Source organism: Spirulina major PCC 6313 (assembly GCF_001890765.1).
Lineage (GTDB): Bacteria > Cyanobacteriota > Cyanobacteriia > Cyanobacteriales > Spirulinaceae > Spirulina > Spirulina major.
The window spans coordinates 1,340,956-1,365,689 of sequence record NZ_KV878783.1; the positions used below are offsets into that span (position 1 = coordinate 1,340,956).

The window sequence follows — 24,734 nt, forward strand, 5'->3', positions numbered from 1 at the left end:
ATCGAAGCGGGCAAGGCGACCTATCGCTGGAATCGGGACAACTACTCCCCCATGCGCCGCCGCATGGACATTTGGCGGTTTGTCTTCACCTTCATCAGTGAACTGTGGTGGGATGCCAAAAAATGGACGTATCCCGGCGGTTACACCGACGAAAAACGCCGCATCCGTCGCCAAAAGCAAGCCGCCTGGGTGCGCGAAAGCTTCCTAGAACTGGGCCCCACCTTCATCAAGGTGGGTCAACTCTTCTCCACACGCGGGGATCTCTTCCCGATCGAATATGTGTCGGAACTCACCAAACTCCAAGACCGCGTCCCGGCTTTCTCCTTCGAGCGCGTCACCAGCATTATTGAAGCAGACACCGGCAAAACCATCGGCGAACTCTTCGCCAGTTTTGACCCGACTCCCCTCGCCGCCGCCAGTCTCGGCCAAGTTCACCGCGCCCAACTCCACACCGGCGAAGACGTGGTGGTCAAAGTCCAGCGCCCCGGCCTGAAAAAACTCTTTACCATTGACCTCGCCATCCTGAAACGGATCACGCAATATTTCCAAAATCATCCCCGCTGGGGTCGGGGTCGCGATTGGCTGGGGATTTACGAAGAATGTTGCCGGATTTTGTGGGAAGAAACAGATTATCTCCTCGAAGGCCAGAGTGCCGATATGTTCCGGCGGCACTTTCGTGAGTTTGATTGGGTGCGAGTCCCAAAGGTATTTTGGCGCTATACCTCCCCCCGTGTTTTGACCTTGGAATATGTGCCGGGGATTAAGATTAGCCACTATGAAGCCTTAGAAGCCGCTGGGTTAGATCGTAAACGGTTGGCTCGTCAAGGGGCAGAGGCCTATTTACAACAATTGCTCAATAATGGGTTTTTCCATGCTGACCCCCACCCCGGTAATATTGCCGTGGCTCCTGATGGGGCGATGATTTTCTACGATTTCGGGATGATGGGGCGGATTAATGCCAATGTTCGCGCCGGGTTGATGGAGACGCTGTTTGGGATTGCGGAGAAGAATAGCGATCGCGTCATTGCCTCTTTAATCAAACTCGGTGCTCTCCAACCCATCGGCGACATGGGGCCCGTGCGGCGATCGGTGCAATATATGCTCGATAACTTCATGGACAAGCCCTTTGAGGAGCAGTCGATCAGCGCCATCAGTGATGACCTCTACGACGTGGCCTATGATCAGCCCTTCCGCTTTCCGGCCACCTTCACCTTTGTGATGCGGGCCTTTTCCACTCTCGAAGGCGTGGGCAAAGGTCTCGACCCTGAATTTAACTTTATGGAAGTGGCGAAGCCCTTTGCAATGGAAATCATGACCAACACCAACCCCAACAACGGCGGCAGCATCCTCGATGAACTGGGCCGCCAAGCGGCCCAAGTCAGCAGCACCGCCCTCGGCCTGCCCCGCCGTATCGAAGACACGATCGAAAAACTCGATCGCGGTGATATTCGGGTGCGGGTGCGATCGAGCGAGTCCGATCGCATCCTGCGCCGCTTGGGGATGGTGCAGATGCTCACCAACCACACCATCCTGCTCACGGGTTTGGTGATATCGGCGACCCTCTTCGTGGTCAATGATTTGATCATCCTAGCCGTGCTCGTCGCGTTGGCGGCGATTGGGGTTGGTGTGCTCCTGCTGCGATCGCTTCAAAAACTAAATCGTTACGATCGCTTACCATAATGTCCCACCCGTAACGGAGGGGATTAGAATCGCAGTTAATATTACTTACGCAAAAGTTGGGCTATGGCACGTCGCTTTACGGGGCTTACAGACACAGGGATTGTCCGCTCAGTCAACCAAGATGATTTCTACATTGATCCTGAGGGACGATTTTTCATCGTTGCCGATGGCATGGGTGGCCACGCGGGGGGTCAAGAAGCGAGTCGCATCGCCACAGAAACGATCAAGACCTATCTTGACGAAAATTGGAACGCCACCATTACCACCCCAGAACTCCTCGAAAAGGCAATCTGGGAAGCCAATCAAGACATCCTCGATGATCAAGACACCCACCCCGAACGGGCAGACATGGGCACTACCGTCGTGGTCTTGGTGTTCCGAGAGGATCGGCCTTGGTGTGCCCATATTGGCGATTCTCGCTGTTACCGCCTGCGCCAGGATACGTTAGAGCAGATCACCGAAGATCAAACCTGGGTAGCACGGGCGATGAAAATGGGCGATCTCTCCCCAGAAGATGCCCGGAATCATCCCTGGCGGCATGTGCTGTCCCAATGCTTGGGGCGGCGTGACCTCAATCAATTGGATATTCAACAGGTGAAAATTCTGCCGGGCGATCGCTGTCTCCTCTGTAGCGACGGCCTCACCGAAGAAGTCCACGATCGCGAAATCTACACCCACCTCAGCAGCAACGACGACTGCGAAGCCGCCGCCACCGCCCTGATCAACGCCGCCAAAACCAACGGCGGCTCCGATAACATCACCGTCGTCATCCTCGCTGAAACCTGATCGCCGCCGTTGTTGCCCTTCCCGGAACCGGTGGGGTGTCGGTCCTGGGTCTCACGGAAGACAGCAGCCCACGTCTCCCCTGCACGCACCGATTGATCCCTCTGCTCACGTCCCTATGGTATCGCTGGCCCGTCGTAACCTGTTTGAAGATTTGCCTCGCTTCCTGGTGGCCCAGGCAGGCATTATGTTTGCGGTTAGCCTCGTCACGATTCAAACCGGAATTCTCCAAGGGTTCACCCGCTCCACCACCCTGTTGATCGATCAATCCAAAGCGGATCTATGGATTACCTCGGATCAGTTTGTCTATTTAGAACTGACCGAACCCATTGCCCTCGCCACCCTCAATATTGCCGCCGAGGTGGACGGAGTAGAAAAAGCGGAAGCGGTGATGCGAGGCTTTGGACGCTGGTATATTCCCAACGAGGAATTAACCTCAGTGCGGATTTTTGGGTTTGATCCCCAGGGGGAATTGTTCGTGCCGGGTATGCTCCAAGCGGGCAAAGTGGAGGATCTCACGCAGCCCGATACGATTCTCGTGGATCAAAGCAATTTGGATTCTTTGCATTTGGAGGGAGTGGGCGATCGCGCCCGCATCGACTCCCGCCCCACCACCGTCGTGGGAGTCACCAAAGACACCCAATCCATCGCCTCAAGCTCCTATATTTTCACCTCCCTGGAAAATGCCAACGCCTACACCAATTCAGGCTTTTCCTCCGAAGTGCAATGCCGCTATGACGAAGGCGACCTCAACTGCGTCAACACCTACACCGCCGACAATCCCCTCGCCACCCCCAACCCCCCCGCCCCCGAACCCCTCAACCAAGCCACCCCGATCACCTTCATTCTGATTAAAGCCACCGACCCCGAAAATTTAGAGGGCTTAAAAGCACGCCTCACGGATCAATTGCCCGGCACAAAAGTGTTTACCACCGCAGAACTTTCCGACATCACCCGCACCTATTGGCAACGCCGCACCGGCATCGGCTTTATTTTGGGACTGGGGACGGCGGTGGGGGTGATTGTGGGCATGGTAATTGTGGGACAAATTCTCTACGCTTCGGTATCCGACCACATTAAAGAATTCGGCACCCTCAAGGCCATGGGCGCGTCCGATCGCTTCATCTACAGCATCATCATTGAACAAGCCCTCTGGATGTCGGTGTTGGGCTATTTACCAGGGATGTCCCTTTGTTTGGGGGTGTCCTATTGGGCCCTCACCACCCAAGGCATTTTGATTTTAATTACGCCCCTAACGGCGGCGGGGGTGCTGGTGGTGGCGATGGGGATGTGTGTGGGGTCGGCCTTGTTCGCGATCCAAAAAGTGACGCGGGTTGATCCGGCGATCGTCTTTAAGGCTTAGGGGCGATCGCAGTTTAGGGCTTTTGTTCGGGGGGCGATTCTCGTTCGGGGGCGATCGCATCCCGTTCCGTGCGCACCCATTGGGCTTCGGGGCGGACGAGAAAGCGAAAATAGAGGGGGATTTTCCAGAGAATGTAAAACGGGATTGAGAGGAGGGTGAGGGCGGGGAGATCTTGGCGGCCAAACTTGAGCCAGGCAGCGAGGATGGCCGTGAGCAGCAACAGACCCGCGATCGCCCCCAGTCCCACCGGCCAGATCCACAGCCACCCGATCGCCCACAGGCCTAGGGAAACCCCCATCATCCCCACCCAGATCACCACCAATAACGACAACGGCGGCACTGCCAACTCTAGCCCCAAGGTGAGCAGGTCTAAGCGGCCTTGTTTGACCCCAGCAGCCAAGAGTTGGGGGACAAAGGTGGTGAGGGTGTGGAGGTGGCCATGTTCCCAGCGGGTGCGTTGGCTGGTGGCGGCGGCGGCTTGGCTGGGGAGTCGGCCTAAAACGAGGGTGGTGGGGCAAAATTGGGGCGGATGGCCGGCGATCGCTAAATCCAATCCCAATTTCATATCTTCGACAATTTCCCCACTGGCCAAATCCACCGAACGAATCACCGCCCAGGGAAACGCCATCCCCGTCCCCGTCAACAGGCAGGATTGCCCCCCTTGCCACAACCCCAAGGGCCGCACCAAATTTTTCACCTTAAACGCAAAGGCCGACACCGCATCTTTGGCCTGGGGGTGGTCGGGTTTTGCCATCAAATAGAGGGACTGAATCGGGCGATTCAACCCTTGGGCTTGGGCGGCAATTTGTTTCACCGTGCCCGGTTGCACATCGCAATCCGCGTCAATCATCACCACCACCGCCGGGGGATCGGGGGCGAGATGTTGCAAGCCAAAATCCAGGGCATAGCCTTTGCCCCGTTGCTGCTCATTGTGGCGTTCGAGCACCGTCACCCCTAGATTCTGGGCAATGTCGGCGGTGTCATCGCTGCAATTGTCCGCCACCACGACAATCTGCGCCGGATCATCCACCTCCGGCAGGAGTTGGGCGAGGGTGTGACGAATGCCCAACGCTTCGTTGTGGGCGGGAATCAGGATCGCCGTGGCGGGCATGGCGAGGGTGGGGCTGAGGGGAGTGGCACGAGCGGCGATCGCGGCTAAACATTCCAACCACAACACCCCGCAGAGCAGCAAAATCCCTGCCATGGCCACCATCATCACGCCTGAAAGTATTCCGATTATCATGGTCAATCCCTGTTAAAAATTAGGTTGCGATCGCCCCACCGCCCAGAGTCACAGCAGCCCAAGACTCAGGGGCGCTTTACTGTTCCGGCGATCCTGTCCAAAAACCGGAGACTAAACACTTTGGGCGGCGGCTTGGAGGTCGCGGATTGAAAAAATCGCTTCAAACTCTAAATCATTGGCAGCGTAACAGGCCTGGCCCCCCTGTTCACGATCCACTAACGCCATAATTTTAGTCACGGTATAGCCCGCATTGCGCAAGTGTTCCACCGCTTGCAGTGCCGATTGACCCGTCGTGACCACATCTTCGAGCACCACCACATTTGCCCCAGTCGGGAGATTCGGGCCTTCGATGTAGGCCTTGGTGCCGTGCCCTTTCGGGTGTTTGCGCACGATCAAGGCGGGGATCGGGCGGGCTTCGAGTTCTGAAACTAAACTCACGGCCGTCACCATGGGGTCAGCCCCCAGGGTGAGACCGCCCACGCCATGGGTGTCGGGGGGCAACATCGCCCAGAGGAGTCGCCCGACAGTTAAAGCACCATCGGCGCGGAGGGTGACTTGCTTGCTGTTGATGTAGTAGGTACTTTTTTGGCCGGAGGAGAGGACAAAATCACCTTCTTGATAGGCAAATTGGAGGAGGAGATCGAGGAGGTGTTGGCGCAGTTCAGCGATCGCAGTGGTCATGATCCCAAGTGATTTCAAAACAATGGTGTATTCTCAGTAAACCGCAAACCGGAGCGGAATGGGAACGCAGCAATCTCGCCCCTTGTTCCCTACCAACTACCAGAGAGTATTGCGGTGCTCCGCACCCGAAAGGCTTCACGGCCAAAATAGCCAGAGTCGTTAAACGAGCGTCTGGCTATTATGTGATGCTCTTATTCCAAGTCAAGGATGTTGCCATTAAAGAGGTAGTCCCCTGTTATGACCTCGACCGCTGAAAAACCCTCTCAGTCAAGACTTCGACTTCTACATCTCAACTTTTGTCAGTCAACCAGAGCTTCTAGGGAATTGACGTACTCCCCCGCATAAATGACGGGGGATTCTGGGTTCAGACAGCAATTGCAGGCGTAGCCCGTCTTATCTTGCCTAGCCCAATGGACAACGCCCTGCCCATAAGGTGCTCACCCCGGAATTTTACTTCGCGCTAGCGAACGCTTTTATTGTATCACCACCGAATCAATTCGGTTATTCGCTTATATCCCCCAAATAAAATTCAGGGGGCTTTACGCATCACGCTCGTAATCACCTTTGTCCCATGAAAGACTGTTTGGTGGTTGCTTCTCCTGCTATTGGGGATGGTTGCGATGGTAATAGGCGTAGCTCACTGGGTTAATACTCAAGATTTGATGCAAACATCAAAGTATGCTTCTTGTCCTGGCGTGACATCCAGAGCGCAACGGAATGTTAACGTGCAGTCAACTCAAACCGCATCCCCAACAACGGGCTTTCCCAGCCCTGCATTTTTGGAATCACTGAGAGTGTGCCCCCTTCACCCCGCTGCCGCCCCTTGAGCAGGATGTGGTTAGGATCGAACAAGTAATGATTGACTGGACGCTACGTTTCTTGCTCCTGCTTAACTTTTTTTGTGAACCGTCTCTCGCTGATCACAAGCGATCGCAAAATCCAGGCGATCGCACATTATCCCTTGATATCCTCTAGGGCCATAAAACGGGACAAAATACAACCCCAGATCGAGACGACTTGCGATCGCTGACCGCTATATATATTTATTTATTACTGATCACAAGCGATCGCAGATGAGTGCGATCGCCCATCGTCTCACCCGTGACTTTCCCCCTGAACCCAATCCATCTAGCCGCCCGTGGAGCGAATTGGGTATCCTTGAGGGGTCATCTCGGATCTGTGATTGCGCTGCGCCATGCCCTACACCGTTGCTGAAATTCAAACCTTTCTGGGACAACGCACCCCCTTTCGTCAACTTCCCCCCGAAGCCCAGCGCACCCTGATGGCACAGATTCGCCCCCTCCGGTATCGCATGGGGCAAACCCTCCTGATTCGTGACCAAATTCCCCCGCACATCATCATGCTCTACGAAGGGCAAGTGCGGCTGATTGGTTACGATGCCACCACCAAGCTTCCTCTCACCCTCCAACGCCTCGAAGCTGGGGATCTGGTGGGGTGGGTGAGTTTGTTGCGGGGGATTTCCTGCGAAACGGCGATCGCATCGACGGAAACCGTCGCCCTCACCCTCGCCGCCGAGCCATTTTTCGCCCTCCTCAATCAATACCCCGACTTTGCCCACCAGTTCCATCATCAGACGGCGATCGCTGAAATCTTCGATCTCCTCTGTCGTCGCCCCATCCCCAACCTCACCGACAGCAACGCCCTCAAAACCCTCGTCCTCCAAGCATCCCGCAACGCCCAAGTCTGTAGCCTCCCCCCCGGTCGCCACCTCCTCGACGCAGAACCCGCCCACGTCCTCCAATACCCCAACCTCCTTTGGTTTGTCAGTGGCGGCGGTCAAGTCACCCATTTTAAACCCGGCTATCCCCTCCACCTCTCGCCCCAACAGCGCAGCCTCGAAGTTGTCGGCAACTATCCCGCCCGCTTAATCGGTATCCAAGAGGCGGATCTAATCCTGACGATGCCAGAAGCGATCGCCCCCAGCCCTTCCCCCACTACCGACCCCGACACGATCACCCTGCCAGACACCCCGGCCGCCATCCCCTACGCCGAAGCATCCTCCCCCCAATCCTCCCCCTCCGAGCCGCCCCCCACCGCTGCCCCACCCCCGCCGCCCCCGTCCCGCCAATCCTATCCCCACGTCAAAGGCGGCTCCCAACTAGATGCAGCGGTGGCCTGCTTCCAGATGTTGAGCCAACATTTTCGGATGCCCTTCCGCCGCGAAGTGATTCAGCGCGTCCTCGCCGATCAGATCCAGCGACAGGGAAACCTATCCCTCTATAACTGCGGTTCAGTGGCGGAATTGATGGGATTAAACGCCCAATTAGTCAATATTCCCGCCAGTGCCCTGATGCGCCTTGAAGGGCCCGCCCTCGTTCAGTGGCAAGACCGGCTCGCAGTGCTCTATGAGATCAGCGATCGCCTCATCGTCATCGGTGCGCCGGAAATCGGCATTCTCCGCCGCAAACCGAAAGACTTCCTCGAAGCCTGGGATCAAGTGGGGCAAGTGCTGCTGATTCGCCCCTCAAAATATACCCCCCAAGAACGGTTTGGCCTGAGTTGGTTTCTGCCCGTTTTATGGAAATATAAAGGAGTTTTATTAGAAGTCTTTGTCGCGTCGTTTTTTGTGCAACTTTTTGCCTTAGCGAATCCCTTAATTATTCAGGTGATTATTGATAAGGTGATTGTCCAAAACAGTGCCGAAACGTTGCAAGTGTTGGGGATTTTTCTCCTCGGTGTGGCAATTTTTGAATTCATCCTCAGTACGGTACGCACCTATCTGTTTGTCGATACCACCAACCGGATTGATATGTCCCTGGGGTCAGAAATTATTGACCACTTGTTACGGTTACCCCTGCGCTATTTTGATCGCCGCCCGGTGGGGGAATTATCAAGCCGAGTCAACGAGTTGGAAAATATTCGTTCATTCTTAACGGGGACAGCCTTAACCGTAGTTTTAGATGCGATCTTTTCGGTAATTTACATAGCCGTGATGTTTTTCTACAGTTGGAAACTGTCACTAATGGCGTTGTCGATCCTGCCTGTGTTTGTGATTTCAACGCTGATTTTCTCCCCGTTAATCCGTCGCCAACTGCGTCACAAAGCCGAACGCAACGCCCAAACTCAATCCCATCTCGTGGAAGTGATGTCGGGAATTCAAACCGTGAAAGCCCAAAATATCGAACTGCGATCGCGCTGGCGGTGGCAAGAATATTACGCCCGTTACGTGTCCGCCGGATTTAAAACCGTCCAAACCTCCACCTTAGCGAACTCCGCCAGCACATTTTTAAACAAAGTATCGGGGCTGTTAGTCCTCTGGGGTGGAGCCTATTTAGTTCTCGAAGGCGACCTGAGTTTAGGGCAATTAATCGCCTTCCGAATTATTGCCAGTTATGTCACCAGTCCCCTGCTACGGATGGCGCAACTGTGGCAGAACTTCCAGGAAATGGGCCTATCCTTAGAACGCTTGGGCGATATTCTCGATAATCCCCAAGAGGGCGAGGCCGATCGCGGTAATATTCCCATGCCGGAGGTGCAAGGACAGGTGAAATATGAGAATGTTTCCTTCCGTTTTAAAAAGCAAGGGGCGCTGCAATTGGTGAATGTTAATCTTGAGATTCCGGCGGGGAGTTTTGTGGGCATTGTCGGGAAAAGTGGGGCGGGGAAAAGTACGTTAACGAAGCTGTTGGTGCGGCTTTATGACCTGGAAGGGGGGCGAATTTTGCTCGATGGTTATGATGTGGCTAAGGTGGAATTGTATTCCCTGCGGCGGCAGATTGGGGTGGTTCCCCAAGATCCCCTTTTATTTGATGGGACGGTGCAGGAAAATATTGCGATGAACAACCCGGAAGCGTCAAGCGATGAGGTGATCGAGGCGGCGAAGGTGGCGGCGGCCCATGATTTTATTATGGAGTTGCCCAGTGGCTACAATACGCGAGTGGGGGAACGGGGGGCATCTTTGTCGGGGGGACAGCGGCAACGGATTGCGATCGCTCGGACCGTCCTCCAACGCCCGGCCTTTTTGGTCTTGGACGAAGCCACCAGCGCCCTCGACTATCCCACGGAGCAGCAGGTCTGTAGTAATTTGGCCCAAGCTTTTCGCGATCGCACCGTTCTCTTCATCACCCACCGTCTCAGCACCGTCCAACAGGCCGATCGCATCGTGATGATGGATGCCGGATCGGTGGTGGAAGTGGGAACCCATGCCGAACTCGTCGCCCTTCAAGGCCGCTACTGTGCCCTTTACCAACAACAGGGCGCACGCACCTTGGGCTAGCCCCTTTATCCCTAACCCTTCTCCCACGGGAGCAGGAAGCGAAAAGCCCTCGCCTGAGGGAGAGGGTTGGGTGAGGGATTCAGATTCATTCAAAAACACGCGATAATGAAACCCGCTGCCGCGCTTACTGAACTCATGCCTACGTTGCCCACTGCCCGCGAACTCTTTACCACCCTGCTGCCCCAACTGCGCATTGCGGCCAACTATGCCCGTGAAATTCAAAGCCGGATAGTGGCTCAACCGGAAAAAGGCACGTCGGATAATTTTTTCTCCACCGCCCTCACCGATGCGGATCTCTCGGTGCAAACCTTCATTGAAGTGTCGCTCTTGAGTCAATTTCCCCAGGTGCGCTTCTATGGCGAAGAACATGCCCAATCCTACAACACCAAATATTTTCGGGGCATCGACCTCGGCACAGAGCCGGGGGATTATCTGATCACCCTTGATCCCATTGATGGAACGCGCTGGTATATGGACGGCACGGATAACTATCAAATTGTCTTGACGGTGTTGGATCAGGATGATTATCTCGGCGTGTTGATTGTCAGCCCGGCGACCCAAGATTATTTTTGTACCCTGCGGGGGGAGGGGTGTCAGTGGGGAACGTTGAGCATGGGTTTAGATGATTTAATTCCGGTTTACATGGATTTGTCAGAACCGAAAGTGTATATTTCCTGGGGGATGGAAGCGATCGCGCCCCATCTTCCCCCCGCCTATCAAGCCGTCCGCAGCCGCGACTACACCACCACCAACCCCCGCCCCAACTTCAGCCGCATCCTGCGGGGCGATCTCTGCGGGGCGGTGCTGCGGGCCGGGAAATGGCTCGATGGGGCGGCGTTGGCGTTTTCGGTGCGGGAAATGGGGGGCGTGGTGACGCTCCATGATGGCTCGCCTGTGCCGCCGATGTCGAGTTGTGAGGAATATCAATTGCCGGGGTTGGTGGTGGCCTATCGCCCTGAGGTTCACGCTGATTTGTTGCAAGCGGTGCAAGCGAGTCAGGCGGCGGGTGATCTTGCAGAGCAGGAGTAAGCAGACATGGCGATCGCAACGCAGATTAATCCAGAGTTTTATCGGGTCTTTTCCCCGGCGCAAGTGCGGGAAATCATCGCACATTTAAAGCGCGATCGCGCCATTCCCTTTAAATTTTTCTATCAGGGCAAACTGGTCGAAGCCTGGGAAGCGTTAAATGTGCAACAAGACCAAGCCCCGATCAGCAGTGCCAAAACTGACGAGGCATTTTTAAAACGGGTTTGCATCCATCTCTTTCAAACGGAAACAGGATGCGATCGCTGGAACCTAATCGACATCGGCGCGGGCAATCCTCAACTGGTGCGGAAATTGGTGGGGACATTTCTCGAAAATCATTGCCTCAACACCTACGTGGCCCTGGACATTAGCCCCGATCTCCTCACCCTTTCAGAAACCACCCTCACCACTTGGTTCCCAACCTTGCCTTGGCGCGGTCAACAGTGGGATTTTGAACGCGACCCGATGCCGGAAGCGATCGCTTCCTATCGCCAGACTCCCCAAGCAGCTTCAAATCTTTACCTCTATCTCGGCGGCACGTTCTGCAATGTGGGCGATCGCATCGCCGTCCTCAAAAATATCGCCGCCGGGATGGAGCCGGGCGAATGGCTCTGCATCAGCTTTAGTGTTGATTTTCGCGATGCGGGCCCCCGTGAATTTGACCCTACCCACCACATATCCCACCAAGCCAGCCAATTCATCCTCAACAGCTTCGGCATTCACCCAGACCACGCTGAAATTGTCGGCTATTTTGACCCCGATTGGAGCGGCTACAAAACTGACATTCGCCTCCAGGCTGATTATCAACTTCGGGTTGATTATCCAGACGGAGAACAGGACGCGATCGCCTTCCAGGCCGGCGACGCGATCAACATCTATCGCTTCTTTTCCTATGGGATCGAACCCGACACCAGCGCCCCTCAGATCCTCGCCGACTTCCAAACCGCCGGCCTCGAAATCCTCTCCTACCGCATCGAAGCCCTCCTCTCCCGCGCCATGATCGTCTGTTGTCGAACCGGGGCGGGTTAATGGTTAACGCTGCGCCCGCTGATATAGCGATCGCGTCCCTGTTGTTTGGTGCTGTGAGCGAAAGACTCAGGATTCGCCCCTTGTTTGAGATATACCTTAAGCGGTGGGTTACGGTGGATTGCTAAATTGCGGTGATAGCGGGGGTTTAAGCCGTCTAATCCACCCTACGATCGCGCCTCATTTTGGCTGGGCCATGGCATTGGTGTGAGACCCAAGAGCCAGGGTGCGATCGCGCTTTACTTGCGTTCTGGGTGGTCACTTTCGGGTAAAAAAGCGCCCAATTGATTGATTTTGCTGATCATTTGGATCAGGCGGGCCGCGTCCTTTTGGTTGAATTCAAACTGTAAGCGGGGTAAATGGAGTGTGCCGTCATCCTGTTCTGCGGGGAGTGCGGTGCATTTTTCGATCGTGCCCTGCACTAAAATGTCGCTAAACTCACGGTTGAGAAATGCGATCGCATCGTCGGCTAGTTCACTATTCAAGCGCATCACAAACTTGTGATCCACATAGCGGCTCGAATGATAAACCCGATAAAAGCGGTTAATCACCCCACAGGCGAGATCCAGATCATCGGTAATTGTGTAGATGCTGGGGTCATCGGGGCTGATTAAGCCTTCCCGCAGCAGGTGTTCGCGGATATGGTCGTCGAGGGAATTCCAATAGTCGCTACCCGGTTCATTGATCAACACCACTGGGGCGGGGCCATATTTCCCCGTTTGCAAGAGGGTCAAACTCTCAAAGGCTTCGTCTAACGTGCCAAATCCACCGGGAAATAAAGCGATCGCATCACTTTCCCGCAGGAAAAACAGCTTCCGCGTGAAGAAATATTTAAAGCTCATCAGCTTGTCATCCCCAGCAATGTACGCATTCGCCCCTTGCTCAAAGGGAAGCTGAATATTTAAACCAAAAGACTGCTCACGGCCTGCGCCTTCATTGCCCGCCGCCATGATGCCATCCCCCGCGCCGGTAATCACCATAAACCCCTGTTGGGTCATGCGGTGGGCAAAATCCACAGCCATCTTATAAATGGGTTGATCCGCCGGGGTACGGGCCGAGCCGAAAATACTCACTTTGCGAATGTGGCGATGGGGATAGAAGACCTGGAAACCACCTTCAAGGTCTTCCATCGCAGCGGTGAGAATTTTCCAATCGAGGCGATCCACCTGTTCCTCAGTGAGCCGGAGGATCACATTCAGAGCACGTTTAACATATTTTTGATGCTGGAGCTTGTCCCAGCGATCGAGCAGTGTAGTGAGAGCATGGCTCAGATCGTCGGGGGCTGCGTCTGGAGTAACCATAGGAGCGAGGAGGGAGTAAGGTGATCTATTTTACCGGAATTCCGGACGGGAATTGAAAGATCGCCGCTGCTCCGCGACTCTGAGGTGTTACGCCCTAAACCAAACCCCTCTGGGTTGAAAGAGGGGTTTGGCTCAGGGGTGCGATCGCTTGCAAGTCTGAACAGCAATGTTTAAAGATATTTTTCGAGGGTACTGGCTAGAGTCGTTTTCGGAACCGCCCCAACCACCATATCAACACGCTGACCTTCTTTGAAGATCATCAACGTGGGAATACTCCGAATCCCATATTGACTTGCCACAGCAGGGTTCTCATCGGTATTGAGTTTGACCACTTTTACTTTGCCATCATATTGTTGAGCAATTTCGTCAACGACGGGAGCAACCATTCGGCAGGGCCCACACCAAGGTGCCCAAAAGTCAACAAGGACGGGAATGTCGCAATCTAATACAACGGCTTTAAATTCTTGATCTGTAACTGGTTCGGTCATTGGGTTGGGATTCCTTTACCGGTCTATCATTATACTGGGTAATTCTAACATAGTAAAAGCACCCATTCCTCCATATCTTAGGGAACTGATTTGAACGTTAACACGATTGTGTTTCTTAAGACTTGGAGCGTTGCGTTTGCCGGGTTAAGCAACCCTAGGGCATTCGGCGGTGGGGATTGAGGGGTGGCGGAGAGAACGGAGCATGGCACGAAAAAACCGCCCAATCGCTTGGGCGGGAAAGTGGTGTGAGGAGTGAACGGAAACTTTCGTCTCCGCACAATTCCATTGTAAGGTACTGCTTTAGTTTTGCCAGGTTTCGTTGATTAGATTGGGGGCGAAACGCTCAGGAGGACGCGATTGAGTTCGGGAATCTGTCTCTTATTTTTTCATGCGTTGTAGAGTGGCGTAGGGGTCAGGTTCAACTGATTCTTATTCTTTAGTCAATCTGTCTCAGTTATGCGATCGCAAACTTAACCACAAAGAGAACCGCCAACACCCACATCGCAACTTTGGTTTCTTGGAATTTGCCTTGCATGGCTTTGATGACCGGATAGGTAATCAACCCCACCGCCAGACCTTCAGCGATGGAATAGCTCAACGGCATAATCAAAATGGTTAAAAATGAGGGGATCGACTCCGCCGGATCATCCCAACGAATATAGCGCAAACTGCCCGCCATTAAGACCCCCACAATCACCAACGCCGGAGCCGTGGCAAATCCCGGAATCGCCGCCAAGAGGGGAATAAACAAAATCGACAGGGCAAACAAAACCGCACTGCTCACCGCCGTTAAGCCGCTGCGCCCGCCTTCGGCGACACCGGACGCGGATTCGATGTAGCTGGTGACAGTGGATGTGCCCAGGAGTGCGCCAGCGGTGGTGCCGATGGCATCGGCCATGAAGGCTTTATTCACGTTGGGAAATTCGCCCTCGTCATTAATGTAGCCGGCTTTGATGCCCAACCCGGTCAGGGTTCCCACGGTATCGAACAAGTCCACAAACAGGAAGACAAAAATCACCGAGACGAGTTGCCCAATGTTGATGCTGCCGAGTTGACCGATCCCGACAAAGGCCTGACCGATCAGGTCAACGGGAAGTTGGGGCAGGGCGACGAGGCCTTCCGGGGGGGAGGCAATGCCAAGAATCCAGCCTAAAATTGCGGTGGCGAGGATGCCCCAGAGCAGAGCACCTTTGACCCGACGCGCTACGAAGGCGGCGGTGATGAAGATACCCGCGATCGCCATTAAGGTATTGGGATTACTCAGATCGCCGAGGGTGGTGATCGTGGCTTCGTAGGGGACGATTAGCCCCGCGCCGCCCACTTCAGTGCTGCCAGAAAGGGCGATGTAGGCGATGAATAGACCGATCCCGGCGGCAGTGGCGTGTTTGATGCATTCGGGAATGACGTTGACGATCTGGGCGCGAACATCCGTGAGGGTGAGCACGATGAAGATGATGCCTTCGATGAACACCGCTGCGAGGGCAACGCGCCAATCAACCCCCAGCCCAATCACGACGGAGAAGGCAAAGTAGGCGTTTAAGCCCATGCCGGGGGCGAGGGCGAAGGGAAAGTTGCCGTAGAGACCCATGATCAGGGTGGCGATCGCGGCGGATAGGGCCGTTGCGATCGCAATTTCACCAAACAGATCCCCGGATTCTTCGAGGAAAATCGCGTTGGAGAGAATCACCGGGTTGACGACCAAGATATAGGCCATGGTGAAGAAGGTTGTGATCCCGGCCATCACTTCAGTGCGGACATCGGTTTGCAGTTCCGCGAGATGAAAAAATTTGCTTAACCCACGTTCCGGTTCCGGCGTGGGGGGTTGAGGGTGCGAGACGGAATCAGGAGTCATACGGCACAGAATCACCAAAATTTACAGGGGCAATTGTAAAGGGTTTGATGAAATTGCATAGTACGACAGATACAAAGTGCTCAAGATGGGGCGCGATCGCCCTTGAGATCCACCCCCATCTGGTTGGGTCTGCGAATTAGTGAGAGGGGACGGTGCTGTAGTCGTAGCGAATCCCGGCCTGTTTGAGGCGGTTGATCGCTTCACCGAGGCGATCGCAATCAGCGATCAAACTCACCCGCACATAGCCTTCCCCCGCTTCCCCAAAGGCATTCCCCGGCGTGACCACCACCCCCGTTGTTTGCAGCAGATCCAGAGCGAAATCCGTCGAACTCATCCCCACCGAGCAGGGAATCCAGAGATACATCGTCGCCTTCGTCGGAGCCACAGACCAGCCCAACTCACCCAACCCCGCGATCACAAAATCCCGCCGTTCCTGATAGCGACGCTGGGCCCGTTGCACATATTCATCCGGCAACTGCAACGCCGTTTGAGCAGCGGCCTGAATCGCGGAGAAAATCCCATAATCCAGGTTTGTTTTTAACGTGCGTAACCCCTGAATCACCTGGGCATTGCCCACCACAAACCCCACACGCCAACCCGCCATGTTGTAGGTTTTCGACAGGGTATGAAACTCCACACCGATTTCCTTCGCGCCGGGAATTTCCAGCAAGCTCGTGGGTTGATAGCCATCAAACGCCAATTCTGCATAACACAGATCATGCACCAGCAAGATTTCATAATGCCGCGCAAATTTAACGATTTCTTCAAAAAATTCGCGGGGGGCGGTGGCGGTGGTGGGATTGTTCGGATAGTTGAAATAGAGAATCTTGGCGCGGCGGGCCTGCTCTTCCGGGATGCGGCTCAGGTCGATCAGCCAATCTTGGGCGGCGTTGAGTTCCATCGTGGCGATCTCAGCCCCGGCAATCATCGGCCCGCGAAAATGAGCCGGATAGGCCGGACTGGGCACTAGCACCACATCCCCCGGATTCACGTAGGCGAGGGCGAGGTGGGTTAAGCCTTCTTTTGACCCCAAGAGCGGCAGGGCTTCGCTATCGGGGTCAAGATCGACACTGTAGCAGCGTTTATACCAGCGAGCGATCGCATCTCGAAAATCCCCCGTTCCTTCAAAGGGCGGATACCCATGCACCAACGGATTCTCAAACGCCGCCGTCGCTGCCTCAATCACCGGCCGGGGAGCCATCCCATCCGGGTTCCCCATCCCCAAATCAATCAGATCCAAACCCTGCTCACGGGCGCGGGCTTTTAATTCGTCCAAGCGAGCAAACACGTAAGGCGGTAATGCACTTAACCGATCAGCCGGGGTAATCCAATTGTCACGCATGGGCGAAGCTCAACAAAAATGCAAAGGGGAAAGTTTGTAAAACTTGTATTCTAGTTGCCTTTGCCCCGCGAAGCAATTGCCGGCTGCTGTTGTTGGTGCGCTTCGATCGCTTCAAATAAGGCCTGAAAATTACCCTCTCCAAATCCCTGGGCCTGATCCCGCCGTTCAATCAGCTCCAAGAAAAAGGTGAGTTGATCAAAAATCGGCTGGGTGAAAATTTGCAGCAGGAGGGTGTTGGGGCTGGGGCGATCAACGAGAATTTGTGCGGCCCGAATCGCCTGCCAATCCTCAGCACTGAGGGGCAAGTGGGGATATTTTTCCTGCACGGTGGCGTAGTACTGGGTTGGCACGGAAAGAAACTGTACCCCAGCCTTGCGGAGGCGTTGGGTCATCGGCAAGATAGCGGCAGGGGCGAGGGCGATATGCTGCACGCCGGGGCCGCCGTTGTGGTGGAGGAAGTCTTGGATTTGGGAATGGGCGGTGCTGGGTTCGTTGATGGGGAGTTGCAGGCCGGTGTCGGGATGGGTGAGGACTTGGGAATGGAGACCGGAGGTATGGGTGCGAATGTCAAAGCGTTGTTGGGGGACGAGGCCAAAGACGGCTTGATACCAAGCGACAGCGGCGTTGAGTTCGCCTTGGGGGACATTGAGGACGATGTGATCGATGGTGAGGGGGGTGGTTTGGCGGGGCAGTGGGGGCGGCAGGGTGGGCAGGAGGGGATGGCGGAGGCCCCAGGGGGTGACGAGGGTGGGGGCGCTGCTGTAGGGGGTGGGGTGAATCTGGCCGCCGTGGGCTTGGGCGCGGGCGAGGATTGCGTCGGGGTCGGGGACGGTGAGGGCGATCGCACTCACCCCAGGGCTATGGTGTTGAAGATAGGCCGCCACAGGGCTCTGGGGTGTTTGGGCCGAGGCAAGACGGAACCGCACCGTACCGCACACCACATCCCCGTTGATTGTGTCACCATCCACACGAATCGGCAGGGCCGTGAAGCCGAGTTTTTGGACAAACCAGGTTTGCCAGTAGCGTGCATCATGCACATAAAACTGAACGTGATGAATCTGCATTCGTTCTGACCTCATCCGGCATAGGTTTGCCCGTATTTTAAATGAATTGCTTTTGCGTTTCGGGATCGCCCCTTATAGAATCGATGAAGAATCATTGATCAACCATGACCCAACCTGCGCCTGATACTCCCGCCACCACACCCCTGCGCTGCATCACTGGGGCAGCGATCGCAAGCTCCCTCGGTACGGCCCTCTATTTTCTCACCTGCAATATTGCCAACACCTTCGCCGCCAAGCCCCTGCCCACGGTGAATGCGACGGCGATGAATCTCGCTGTCGCCGTGCGTACCCTCGTGGTGGGAGTCGCTACACTGGGGACAGCTGTTTTTGCGATCGCTGCCGTCGGCCTACTCGCGTTAGCGGTACAACTCCAATTCACCCGTCAACAGCAGCCGTAAGATGTCCTCCCAGCAGTTTCAAGCCGCCTACGAGAATTTACACAATCTAGGAATGCTCTTGGTGCAGTTCTTGCAAAACCTCCGCGCCAAGCAAGTCGCCCCCGAAGCAGACCGCTCCACCCTCCGCAGCCTTGAAACTGACATTGAGCAAACGCTCTACGCCCTCCACGAGCAACGCTACCAAGTGGCAGTGATCGCCGCCATGAAGGCCGGGAAAAGTACCTTTCTTAATGCCTTGATCGGGGCCGATGTCCTCGCCTCAGAAACCGAATCCTGCACCGTCTGCCGCACGGAAATTAAACCCATCGCAGCCGGTCAAATCCCCTACCTCCTCGAATACCGTGAAACCGAACGCCACCCCGTCACCATCGCTCAAGGCGATTCCCACTTCATCCGCCAGCAATTTCTCCAACGCACCCATCTGATCCGCGCCACGGGCAACCGCGATCGCACCACCCGCTTCGAGCTTTACCACCCGATCGCCGCCCTCGATCACTATACCTGTCTCAACGGCTTCACCCTCGTCGATACCCCCGGCCCCAACGAATGGCGCGACACCGCCCTCGATACCCTCTACCTGCGCGAAACCACCCTCGACGCGCTCCGCAACTGTGAGGTGATCATCTTTCTGTTGGACTACTCCTCCTTTAAAGACAGCACCAACTCCGAACTACTGCACAACCTCACCCAACATCGCGGTGAATTTCTCGAACGCAGCCAACGCGCCGTCTACTTCATCCTCAACAAAATCGACCGCAAAACCGAAGAAGACCGCCCCATCGCCCACGTCATCGACGATCTACGCCGCAGCTTGCAAGAATTCGGCATCCGTAACCCCGTGATTTATCCCGCCAGTGCCTGGCAAGGGTTGCTGGCGAAATTGATCCAGAGCGATCGCGCCAGTGAAACCCATCTCAAAGACTTCAAACGCTTCTTTTCCGGTCGCTACGCCGAAGAAACCCCCGACGGCGATCTGCTCATGCCCTCCCCCTATAAAGTCGCCGATCGCGCCCTCCAAGACAGTCTCATCCCCGGCATTGAACAATCGATCCTCTCCGATATTGTCCGTAATTCCGGCTGGAATCTCCTGCGGGATGTGGCCGCCAAACTCGATAAATCTGCCCACGCCATTGAAGATATTCTCAACACCCGTATTCAAGGCTGGAGCATTGAAATTCAACCCCTCCGCCAACGGATGGAAGAATACAAACGCTTGGCAAAAAATGCGATTATTCAAATTCGCGGCGTTAAACGCTTAGTCGAAGATCAAGAACAAAAACTCGTTGAACAATTTCGCTGGCAAATTACCGACTTTGCCGAACATGCGAAAGTGGCAATTCAACAGGAATTTGATCTGTTTGTGCAATACCGCTTTTCTGACTTTAATCCCTACAGTGCCCCTGAACCCGATCCCGCTAACCCCGCCGATCCCCCTAACTTTCACGTTCCCAAAAATCTCGCCGACTCCTTTAAATCCGTCGTCCGCAAATTCATCGCCGACGATGCGGAAAACCCCTACGCGATCCACTGCAACGGCGAAGCAGAAGTAGAACAGGTCAAGCAAGACATTAATCGCTTTTGTTCCCTGCTGATTAAAGACTGGTGGACCAATACCCAAGATCATCTCTCCCGCTACGGCACGCAAATTCGGCGGGAATTAGTGGACGAAATGCAGCGTAATATCCAAGATATTTCCGATGAGTTATCGCAATATTTAGGGGAAGCGTTGGAAATTTCGATGAATATCAACCCGATTCAAATGTTGGTGTTTGATTTTCAGGGCATCGATACCCAAGTGCAACAACAAACGGAAAATTACACCCGCTGGACTCGCGAGAAAAAAAGTGCCCTCTGTCGCGATTATGAAGTAGATATTCAAGTGGATGATCACCGCTCCTATTACGAAATTGATTTGCGCCAAACTATTGAAGCGATTCAGTATGAAATTGATTCCCAAACACGGGGCAGTTTACTGGTTGTGGAGCGGGTGATCAAGCAACAGGTGGCGGAGGATTTCGGCCTGGTCGAAAAACAAATTAACGACTATATCAACCGCTTTTTAGCGGAGTTCGATCGCCTCTTGAAGGAACGGGAAACCCGCGAGGCGGAAGTGGATCAAATCCTGGCTTTTTTAGCAGTTCAGAAACAAGGTTTAGACCGTTACTTGGCAAATCTGAAGGAGATCCAACAACTCCTCGATAGTTGGCGGCCGGTGCAGTAGGCGCGATCGCGCTCCGACATTCGGCGTATCCCAGCCCCTAATCGCCACCATCTTCAAAAAAACTGATTAGACTGGGGGGGTAGACTTCGCAAAACTTTACATTGCCATGACCGTACAACCCTTCTCTCAATCCTTGATGGTTCTTGCAGCCGTGATGGGTTTGGGGGGCGCGATCGCCCTTCCCGTACAAGCCGAACCCCAGCCCCAAGCCCCTATCCAAGTGGCCCAAGCCGAAACCCCCGGCACGATTGTCGATGTGGCGAGCGGTAACGAAGCCTTTGAAACCTTGGTGGCAGCCGTTCAAGCCGCTGGTTTGGTGGAAACGCTTTCTGGAGAAGGGCCGTTCACCGTGTTCGCACCCACTGACGAAGCCTTCGCAGAACTTCCCGATGGTGTCGTTGATGCCCTCCTCAAACCCGAAAACCGCGACCTGCTCACCGAGATCCTCACCTACCATGTCGTCCCTGGTGAAGTGATGTCGAGCGACCTCGAAACGGGCCCGGTGGAAACCTTGAATGGCGGTTTGGCGGTGCGGGTTGACCCCGATAAAGTGGTGGTCAATAACGGCAGTGTGATTATGCCCGATGTGCCGGCCAGCAACGGTGTGATCCATGCGATTAATCGCGTCTTGATCCCCGCAGGTGTGGCGGATGAATTGGCGAGCCGGATGCAACCGGAACCGATCCGCGGCCTGTGGTAAAGAGTGATTGGGAAGAGCTAATTCGCGATCAGTGATGCAACGCGGATTGTCTAGTTTAAAGATTTGAGTGAAAGGCGGCCAGGGAATGAACTCCTCGCCGCTTTTCACGATTTGATGCAAACATCAACTGATCCGGATGGCTCCTGCTCCATCCACCTCGAAGAGTTAGTGAGCCAATCGAAGAGTTAGTGAGCCAATCGAAGAGTTAGTGAGCCAATCGAAGAGTTAGTGAGCCAATCGAAGAGTTAGTGAGCCAATCGAAGAGTTAGTGAGCCAATCGAAGAGTTAGTGAGCCAATCGAAGAGTTAGTGAGCCAATCGAAGAGTTAGTGAGCCAATCGAAGAGTTAGTGAGCCAATCGAAGAGTTAGTGAGCCAATCGAAGAGCTAGTGAGCCAATCGAAGAGGTAGTGAGCCAGAGGCTCACACTACTGATGTATTAATTTTCTGTTGTAGTGCGAGCTTCTAGCTCGCGATCTTCTCACAACTGCTCGCGATCTTCTCACAGCTGTATTAATTTTCTGTTGTAGTGCGAGCTTCTAGCTCGCGATCTTCTCACAACTGCTCGCGATCTTCTCACAGCTGTATTAATTTTCTGTTGTAGTGCGAGCTTCTAGCTCGCGATCTTCTCACAACTGCTCGCGATCTTCTCACAGCTGTATTAATTTTCTGTTGTAGTGCGAGCTTCTAGCTCGCGATCTTCTCACAACTGCTCGCGATCTTCTCACACTGGTGTTTCCTGTGGCTTAATCAACCCCAATCAGGCAGGGGTGGGAGTGGGTTCGAGGTAGGCGGCGATCGTGGCGCAGACAGAGGCGGAGAGGCTGGGGAGATCGTAGCCGCCTTCGAGGCCGAACATGAGGCGGGGGGCTAGGTTGCGGATTTGGGTGGTGAATGTGCCGAAATCGTCGGGATGGAGGGAGACCCCCGCGAGGGGATCGTCGTGGTTGGCATCGTAGCCGGCACTGACGATCAGGAGGTCGGGGCGGGCTTGGGTGAGGAAGGGGAGGACGTGATCGGTGAAGGCGGCTTGGTAGTCGGTGCGATCGCTCCCTGCCCCCATCGGGATATTGAGCACATTGTGATGGTGGCCGGTTTCGTCGGCTTTGCCTGTGCCGGGGTAGCAGGGCCATTGATGGAGCGAGCAATAGGCGATCGCAGGGTGCTGTTCAGCGATCGCTTGGGTGCCGTTGCCATGATGTACATCCCAATCGAGGATCGCGACGCGCTCGATGCCCGGTTTCGTGAGGGCATAATGGGCCGCGATCGCCGCATTGGAAAACAGACAAAACCCCATCCCCATCTGTGCCGTGGCATGATGACCCGGTGGCCGTGCCAGGACAAACGCGGGTTCTTGTTTACAAGCGAGATCCACCCCATCGAGCCAGGCATTCACTGCCAGCAGTGCCACCGCGTAGCTGTGGGGCGAAACGGGCGTATCCATATCAATCGCGCCGCCGCCGGGCCGTTGGGCTAATCGTTGCACCACCTCGATATAGTCCGCAGCGTGAACCTGCTCAACCCAGGGCAGCGCATCGCGATCGGCTAGGGGGGTGGGGGTGCGCCAGGTGAGGCGATCGCAAAACGGTGCGGCTTTTAACGCATCAACGATCGCGGTTAACCGTTCTGGGCGTTCAGGGTGATAACTGCCGGTGTCATGGTCGAGAAAACGATCCGAATAAATAATAGAAAACATGGTGGCTCCCCTAGCATCACCGCCTATTTTAAGGGTAAGTCTTCACTCTCGGAGCCATGGGCCAAGTAATAGCAGTCACTTCACCACCCCCAAGCCTTTGGCTATGGGCGGACCACTGCGACGGATCTTGGTAGACAACTTGATTCGGACAGGCAAGGGGCTTAAGCCCCTTGTTTCAAAGGCTCTGAATGTCCTAACTACCTTGGCTAGTGCTATAACCCGAAAAAAAAGCCCCGTTTGTGGGTCTGCCCCCTAATGAACAAGGGGCGATGACCTGAAACGGAGCCGATTGAGGAGCAAGAAGAAACGGGAAAACTTGAGGAAACCTATTGCTCTAATGTGCCAACAGTGACATTGATATCCAGGCTGCGGCCGGCGCGATCCACTTGCAAGGTGAGGCGATCGCCCACCTTAGTTTGGCTCACCTGATTTTGAATCACGCTCGGATCATCAACGCCCTGACCGGCAATCTGTTGCACCACATCCCCCGGCTGCAACCCAGCCCGATCAGCGGGGGAATTGGGCGCAACTTGGACGATCAGCACACCTGTTTCGGACTGAATATCGAGACCGCCTTGCTGTTTCGCCTGTTGCCGCACCTCCGGGGTGAGGGGAACCATTTGAATCCCGACGAAGGCATGTTCAGCGCGACCGTTGGCCATCAGTTGCGCGGCGATGTCTTGGGCTTGGTTGATAGGAATCGCAAACCCAAGGCCCTGGGCGTTACGGATAATCGCCGTATTGATGCCGATCACTTCGCCGCGATCGTTGAGCAGCGGCCCGCCGGAATTGCCGGGGTTGATGGCGGCATCGGTTTGAATAAAGTTCACCCGTTTGTCCGGGATACCCACTTGGGAACTGCTGCGACCCGTGCCGCTAATAATTCCGGTGGTGACGGTGCTATCCAAACCGAGGGGATTCCCGATCGCGATCGCCCATTCACCGGGTTGCAATTGCGCAGAATCTCCGATCTTCACTGTCGGCAAGTTTTCCGCGTCAATTTTCACCACCGCCACATCGGTTACGGGATCAGCACCCACGACACGCCCATCAAACGTCCGACCATCCTTGAGGGTGACCGTAACGGTGTCCGCCCCATCCACCACATGGGCATTGGTTAAAATTTCGCCATTGGCAGCGGTGATGAAGCCGGAACCCGACCCCCGTTGGATCTGTTCATCGGGGAGATTCGGCGGCATGAATTGCCGGAAAAAGGGGTTATTAAATTCCGGGGGCATTTGGGTTTTGACCGTGCGGGACGCATCGATGCGCACCACCGCATTGCCGGATTGTTGCACCACCTCGGCGACAAAATTACGGGGCACGATCGAGGGGGATGTGGGGGCGATCGCTTGAGCCAATCCCGTCGGGGTTGAAGACATTAAGGGTTGACGATAAAACTGTTGGCCGCCGATGGCTAACCCCGCACCCATGACCACAAGCGAGAGATGGGTCAACCATTTGAAGCGACGGGGAGCCGTAGGGGAAGAGGGGGCAGGAGTTTGAGAATCAGTCATGGTAATCCAGGAAATGAACGACGTGGCAGGACGAGAAAAGAAAAAAGAGAGGGGACGCCTCCCCCCTCTAATTGGGTGTTGTTATGATGTCCAAGGTGAGTCGTGGGCTACACCAGGG

The 24,734-nt window shown here is 55.0% G+C and carries 18 protein-coding genes; 9 read left to right on the forward strand and 9 right to left on the reverse strand.

Annotation, left to right across the window (positions count from 1 at the left end; translation table 11 throughout):
* The first annotated feature begins 51 nt into the window (after positions 1–51).
* The 3 genes from SPI6313_RS05750 (at position 52) to SPI6313_RS05760 (ending at position 3,826) form a co-directional block, all read left to right on the forward strand.
* Positions 52–1,680, forward strand: coding sequence for an ABC1 kinase family protein (locus SPI6313_RS05750; RefSeq protein ID WP_139276745.1), 1,629 nt, complete (start codon positions 52–54; stop codon positions 1,678–1,680).
* A 63-nt stretch (positions 1,681–1,743) separates the two neighbouring features.
* The gene (locus SPI6313_RS05755) at positions 1,744–2,466 is read left to right on the forward strand and encodes a Stp1/IreP family PP2C-type Ser/Thr phosphatase (RefSeq protein WP_072620139.1); all 723 of its coding nucleotides are present in this window, start codon (positions 1,744–1,746) and stop codon (positions 2,464–2,466) included.
* A gap of 115 nt (positions 2,467–2,581) precedes the next feature.
* Positions 2,582–3,826, forward strand: a complete 1,245-nt coding sequence (locus tag SPI6313_RS05760; RefSeq protein ID WP_072620140.1) for an ABC transporter permease — start codon at positions 2,582–2,584, stop codon at positions 3,824–3,826.
* 13 nt (positions 3,827–3,839) lie between these two features.
* Here the strand turns inward: SPI6313_RS05760 and SPI6313_RS05765 are convergent, their stop codons facing one another.
* Positions 3,840–5,069: a glycosyltransferase family 2 protein gene (locus SPI6313_RS05765; protein ID WP_072620141.1), complete on the reverse strand. Its 1,230-nt coding sequence runs from the start codon at positions 5,067–5,069 to the stop codon at positions 3,840–3,842.
* 111 nt (positions 5,070–5,180) lie between these two features.
* Positions 5,181–5,750, reverse strand: coding sequence for an orotate phosphoribosyltransferase (pyrE, locus tag SPI6313_RS05770; protein WP_072620142.1), 570 nt, complete (start codon positions 5,748–5,750; stop codon positions 5,181–5,183).
* A gap of 1,195 nt (positions 5,751–6,945) precedes the next feature.
* Between pyrE and SPI6313_RS05775 the strand changes: the two genes are divergently transcribed.
* The 3 genes from SPI6313_RS05775 to SPI6313_RS05785 all read left to right on the forward strand — a co-directional run bounded on the left by SPI6313_RS05775 (position 6,946) and on the right by SPI6313_RS05785 (position 12,042).
* The gene (locus SPI6313_RS05775) at positions 6,946–9,987 is read left to right on the forward strand and encodes a peptidase domain-containing ABC transporter (RefSeq protein ID WP_072620143.1); all 3,042 of its coding nucleotides are present in this window, start codon (positions 6,946–6,948) and stop codon (positions 9,985–9,987) included.
* A gap of 135 nt (positions 9,988–10,122) precedes the next feature.
* Positions 10,123–11,016 carry an inositol monophosphatase family protein gene (locus tag SPI6313_RS05780; RefSeq protein ID WP_072623015.1) on the forward strand — a complete coding sequence of 298 codons (894 nt, stop codon included), beginning with the start codon at positions 10,123–10,125 and terminating at the stop codon, positions 11,014–11,016.
* Positions 11,017–11,022: 6 nt separating this feature from the next.
* A complete protein-coding gene (locus SPI6313_RS05785; protein WP_072620144.1) occupies positions 11,023–12,042 on the forward strand; it encodes an L-histidine N(alpha)-methyltransferase in 1,020 nt (339 codons plus the stop codon).
* Positions 12,043–12,278: 236 nt separating this feature from the next.
* Here SPI6313_RS05785 and SPI6313_RS05790 read toward each other — a convergent pair whose 3' ends face one another.
* From SPI6313_RS05790 to SPI6313_RS05810, 5 genes are all read right to left on the reverse strand, one after another.
* Positions 12,279–13,340 (reverse strand): LOG family protein, encoded by a 1,062-nt coding sequence (locus tag SPI6313_RS05790; protein WP_072620145.1) that lies wholly within the window; start codon positions 13,338–13,340, stop codon positions 12,279–12,281.
* A gap of 170 nt (positions 13,341–13,510) precedes the next feature.
* A complete protein-coding gene (trxA, locus tag SPI6313_RS05795) occupies positions 13,511–13,828 on the reverse strand; it encodes a thioredoxin (RefSeq protein WP_072620146.1) in 318 nt (105 codons plus the stop codon).
* A gap of 454 nt (positions 13,829–14,282) precedes the next feature.
* Complete coding sequence (locus SPI6313_RS05800; protein WP_072620147.1) at positions 14,283–15,680, reverse strand: NCS2 family permease; 1,398 nt, start codon at positions 15,678–15,680, stop codon at positions 14,283–14,285.
* 136 nt (positions 15,681–15,816) lie between these two features.
* Positions 15,817–17,022, reverse strand: a complete 1,206-nt coding sequence (locus tag SPI6313_RS05805; RefSeq protein WP_072620148.1) for an aspartate aminotransferase — start codon at positions 17,020–17,022, stop codon at positions 15,817–15,819.
* A gap of 50 nt (positions 17,023–17,072) precedes the next feature.
* Positions 17,073–18,086: a 4-hydroxyphenylpyruvate dioxygenase family protein gene (locus SPI6313_RS05810; RefSeq protein WP_072620149.1), complete on the reverse strand. Its 1,014-nt coding sequence runs from the start codon at positions 18,084–18,086 to the stop codon at positions 17,073–17,075.
* Positions 18,087–18,190: 104 nt separating this feature from the next.
* On the opposite strand from SPI6313_RS05810, the gene SPI6313_RS05815 reads away from it, so the two are divergent.
* From SPI6313_RS05815 to SPI6313_RS05825, 3 genes are all read left to right on the forward strand, one after another.
* Positions 18,191–18,484, forward strand: a complete 294-nt coding sequence (locus tag SPI6313_RS05815) for a DUF3082 domain-containing protein (RefSeq protein WP_072620150.1) — start codon at positions 18,191–18,193, stop codon at positions 18,482–18,484.
* A 1-nt stretch (position 18,485) separates the two neighbouring features.
* Positions 18,486–20,705, forward strand: a complete 2,220-nt coding sequence (locus tag SPI6313_RS05820) for a dynamin family protein (RefSeq protein WP_072620151.1) — start codon at positions 18,486–18,488, stop codon at positions 20,703–20,705.
* A 106-nt stretch (positions 20,706–20,811) separates the two neighbouring features.
* Positions 20,812–21,405 (forward strand): fasciclin domain-containing protein, encoded by a 594-nt coding sequence (locus tag SPI6313_RS05825; protein WP_072620152.1) that lies wholly within the window; start codon positions 20,812–20,814, stop codon positions 21,403–21,405.
* Positions 21,406–22,163: 758 nt separating this feature from the next.
* Here the strand turns inward: SPI6313_RS05825 and SPI6313_RS05830 are convergent.
* A complete protein-coding gene (locus SPI6313_RS05830; protein ID WP_072620153.1) occupies positions 22,164–23,099 on the reverse strand; it encodes a histone deacetylase family protein in 936 nt (311 codons plus the stop codon).
* A gap of 326 nt (positions 23,100–23,425) precedes the next feature.
* Positions 23,426–24,616 carry an HhoA/HhoB/HtrA family serine endopeptidase gene (locus SPI6313_RS05835; protein WP_072620154.1) on the reverse strand — a complete coding sequence of 397 codons (1,191 nt, stop codon included), beginning with the start codon at positions 24,614–24,616 and terminating at the stop codon, positions 23,426–23,428.
* Between the last annotated feature and the right edge of the window lie 118 nt (positions 24,617–24,734).

Bases quoted from the DNA above. Each gene is read 5' to 3' on its own strand.
- SPI6313_RS05750 (WP_139276745.1), top strand. From the start codon at position 52: ATGCGCCGCCGCATGGACATTTGGCGGTTTGTCTTCACCTTCATCAGT.
- SPI6313_RS05755 (WP_072620139.1), top strand. From the start codon at position 1,744: ATGGCACGTCGCTTTACGGGGCTTACAGACACAGGGATTGTCCGCTCA.
- SPI6313_RS05760 (WP_072620140.1), top strand. From the start codon at position 2,582: ATGGTATCGCTGGCCCGTCGTAACCTGTTTGAAGATTTGCCTCGCTTC.
- SPI6313_RS05765 (WP_072620141.1), bottom strand. From the start codon at position 5,069: ATGATAATCGGAATACTTTCAGGCGTGATGATGGTGGCCATGGCAGGG.
- pyrE (WP_072620142.1), bottom strand. From the start codon at position 5,750: ATGACCACTGCGATCGCTGAACTGCGCCAACACCTCCTCGATCTCCTC.
- SPI6313_RS05775 (WP_072620143.1), top strand. From the start codon at position 6,946: ATGCCCTACACCGTTGCTGAAATTCAAACCTTTCTGGGACAACGCACC.
- SPI6313_RS05780 (WP_072623015.1), top strand. From the start codon at position 10,123: ATGCCTACGTTGCCCACTGCCCGCGAACTCTTTACCACCCTGCTGCCC.
- SPI6313_RS05785 (WP_072620144.1), top strand. From the start codon at position 11,023: ATGGCGATCGCAACGCAGATTAATCCAGAGTTTTATCGGGTCTTTTCC.
- SPI6313_RS05790 (WP_072620145.1), bottom strand. From the start codon at position 13,340: ATGGTTACTCCAGACGCAGCCCCCGACGATCTGAGCCATGCTCTCACT.
- trxA (WP_072620146.1), bottom strand. From the start codon at position 13,828: ATGACCGAACCAGTTACAGATCAAGAATTTAAAGCCGTTGTATTAGAT.
- SPI6313_RS05800 (WP_072620147.1), bottom strand. From the start codon at position 15,680: ATGACTCCTGATTCCGTCTCGCACCCTCAACCCCCCACGCCGGAACCG.
- SPI6313_RS05805 (WP_072620148.1), bottom strand. From the start codon at position 17,022: ATGCGTGACAATTGGATTACCCCGGCTGATCGGTTAAGTGCATTACCG.
- SPI6313_RS05810 (WP_072620149.1), bottom strand. From the start codon at position 18,086: ATGCAGATTCATCACGTTCAGTTTTATGTGCATGATGCACGCTACTGG.
- SPI6313_RS05815 (WP_072620150.1), top strand. From the start codon at position 18,191: ATGACCCAACCTGCGCCTGATACTCCCGCCACCACACCCCTGCGCTGC.
- SPI6313_RS05820 (WP_072620151.1), top strand. From the start codon at position 18,486: ATGTCCTCCCAGCAGTTTCAAGCCGCCTACGAGAATTTACACAATCTA.
- SPI6313_RS05825 (WP_072620152.1), top strand. From the start codon at position 20,812: ATGACCGTACAACCCTTCTCTCAATCCTTGATGGTTCTTGCAGCCGTG.
- SPI6313_RS05830 (WP_072620153.1), bottom strand. From the start codon at position 23,099: ATGTTTTCTATTATTTATTCGGATCGTTTTCTCGACCATGACACCGGC.
- SPI6313_RS05835 (WP_072620154.1), bottom strand. From the start codon at position 24,616: ATGACTGATTCTCAAACTCCTGCCCCCTCTTCCCCTACGGCTCCCCGT.